Source organism: bacterium (genome assembly GCA_040754625.1).
GTDB lineage: Bacteria > JACRDZ01 > JAQUKH01 > JAQUKH01 > JAQUKH01 > JAQUKH01.
Map to the genome: position 1 here is coordinate 1 of JBFMCF010000008.1, position 2,762 is coordinate 2,762.

Here is a 2,762-nt window from a genome sequence, read left to right on the forward strand (position 1 = left end):
TGCTTCCAGAATGGGTTTTTACCTTCCTTATTTTTAGGTAGTGCGGTTTCACACTACTTTTTTACACGAAAAACCGCGCCAAATCAACACTTTTATTTTTAAATTCTAAAAGTGGCAAACTCGGGATCGACATGATGGAGATGGCCTCGGTTGTCGGCGCGAACATAGAATAAGGCTGCGGCGCCATGCGCTCCTTCCTGCCGCAACATTACGATTTATTTCTAAAATCCCCCTATTTCCCCCTTTGTAAAAGGGGGATTAAAGGGGGATTTTCAATTGATGCAAACTTTTCATTAATACCTACTATAGAAGCATATTGTTGGTTTGGTTTTAATAATGAGTATTTTTGTTTACGAATGCAAAATTTTTCAAACCTTCGCCCTATCCCTGTAATTCAACACACTGGCCAATGTCAGCGGGTACGGATCCTCGAAATCAATGGTGCTCCACGCGTCCATCATATATTTTTCGATATAAGCGTATGGCAGGTAACCATAACCTTTTTCGCCCCACGCGGCGGACCATGAATTTTTGAATTTAACAAGTTTTGCTGTGTCATCGTAACCGACCGCGCAAAGGGCGTGGCCGCCTAAAGACTTTTCGCCTTTTTTAGGCATCGGGACTTTTCCGGTTTTTGTTTTCATCATTCCTTCAAAAACGGAAACACCTATAATGCCCGGCCCTTTTGTGGCAAGAGCCGAACGCAGTTCAAACAGATCAAGAATACGGGCATAAGCTGTTACGCGGAATTTTTTGGCATCGGCCAACACGCCGGGTTTGGCCTTATCATCCTGGTGTGGAGCGTACGGCCAGAATTTTTCCCGGCACACACCGAGTTTTTGAAGCACCTTTACCGCCGCCCGCAATGTCGCACCTTCCTGGTCAGCGGGGATTTTGTCGATTTTCCTGGCTTCCGAATAAATAAACCGCGGAGAAAGCTCCACAAGTTTTTTGTAATCAAGCAATTCTTGATATTCCTTCATCCCGTGGGCCGCGGCAAAACCGACACAGGTGCCTTCGTCCCCCTGATCCGCCACAGGCGACATTTTAGAGGTATAATCGGTTTTCTTTGGAAGTTTAACAACCGGCAAATACGCCCTCATTAAATAATCACGCTCGTCAAATTTGTCTCTGATACATCCGAGTTTGTTCATAAACCTCCTTTAAACTAGAGCGCAGGACTAAGAATACAAACTAAGAAATATAAATCATAGATTCAAAAACTGGAAATTAAGCACCTGATTTACATAGAGAGCCTGTCAGCAAACGGCCTCTCTTTTCAATATCCCCTCGTTTAATATCGTTATTTTTCCTTCTTCAATGTTAATACAGCCTCTTTTCTTGAATTCAGCAAGTATCCTGTTAGCTGTTTCTCTCGTTATGCCCGCCATATCCGCCAATTCCTGCTGGCATATTTTCACGCCAAACGCAATACTGTTTTCCTGCGCGATGCCTTTTTCCGAAGCAATGTCCAACAACACCTTTGCCACCTTTCCGTACGCGTCCGCGAATCTTAAATTACTTATTCTCTCATCCGTTTTTCTTATTCTTTTGCTTAAGATAGCCAGCATATTTAAGGCTATCTGCGGAAATTTCCTTATCATGTCTATCAAATGGTCTCTTTCAATAATAAGCGCCGTAGACTTTTCAAGCGCCGTGACTGTCGCCGACCTGTGTTCACCGTCAAGAAGAGACATTTCGCCGAAAAAATCATAAGGATAGATTATCTTTAATATATCCTCGTGGCCTTTCCTGTCGCTGATCGATATCTTTACCGAACCTGACTTTAAGATAAACATTACGCACCCTGTATCATCAACATGAAAGATTACCTCACCGCTTTTATATGTTGCTTCCCGCGTGATTTCATGCAATTTATCAAGATCCTTGTCAGACAGATCAGAAAATATCGGTATTTTTTTCAGAAATATTTTATTCTGCATGGTTATCGCATCGATTTATTAAAATAGCGCGGCTCTATTAAAAATTAAAATAACAGAGCACTATTACATTGGCAAATTAATTTTTGATAAAACTTATATTAAGAGTTATGGTGATTCAGATTTGTCGACATTAAAGGGGCAAGATTTAGTATCTGTGTGTCATGCCTGAGGCAGATCCGCCTTAGGCGGAAAATGAGCAGATGATATGCGAAGAAACACCCCGTTCCGATTACTATCGGAATGGGGGATGGGGGATGGGGGGCGCATATCACTGCGAAATTGAGCTACAGATACTTGAGTTTGACCCTTAGTCGAGAAATCTAAATCACCATAACTATAAATTAATTTGTCAGAGCAATATTTTATTTTATTTTTTTGATTGTTTACTCTTTATAATTATATACCGTGCGGCGGGCAAGTCAATATATTTTATCTCAGGTTACGCGTCAGGTTATGCGCCACATGAACCAACTTCCCTTAAGCCCATCCATTCCCTCAGTTGGTTCACTCTGGCGCTTTTAACGATCTGTATTTTCAGCGCGGATTTTCCATTACAATTAATAAAATTATAATTAAAAAATAAATATTTGCATATGCCGCGCGTCACAATTTCCGAGTGATTTTTATCACATTTAAACTAGTGCTCTGGCAAATTAATTTTGAGGGGGGACTTAAGACTTAAGGAAGACTTAAGGGGACGCCTATAAGAAAGTAAGTCAAGAGAAATATTTGTCCCTATAGCAAAGATGTTTTCTTGCTTACGGTCTCCACCCCATATATTTACCCATTTTTAATTTGTTTATAAAAACATGAATTCAA

Annotated in this window: 2 protein-coding genes; both read right to left on the reverse strand. The window is 40.9% G+C overall.

All coding sequences use genetic code 11. The features are described 5' to 3' along the window. Window positions 1-368: 368 nt before the first annotated feature. The gene (locus AB1498_00515; protein MEW6086784.1) at window positions 369-1,154 is read right to left on the reverse strand and encodes a C1 family peptidase; all 786 of its coding nucleotides are present in this window, start codon (window positions 1,152-1,154) and stop codon (window positions 369-371) included. 105 nt (window positions 1,155-1,259) lie between these two features. Beyond that, a complete protein-coding gene (locus tag AB1498_00520) occupies window positions 1,260-1,943 on the reverse strand; it encodes a Crp/Fnr family transcriptional regulator (protein MEW6086785.1) in 684 nt (227 codons plus the stop codon). Window positions 1,944-2,762: the final 819 nt, after the last annotated feature.

Coding starts and splice junctions, on each gene's coding strand:
- AB1498_00515 (MEW6086784.1), bottom strand. CDS start 1,154: ATGAACAAACTCGGATGTATCAGAGACAAATTTGACGAGCGTGATTAT.
- AB1498_00520 (MEW6086785.1), bottom strand. CDS start 1,943: ATGCAGAATAAAATATTTCTGAAAAAAATACCGATATTTTCTGATCTG.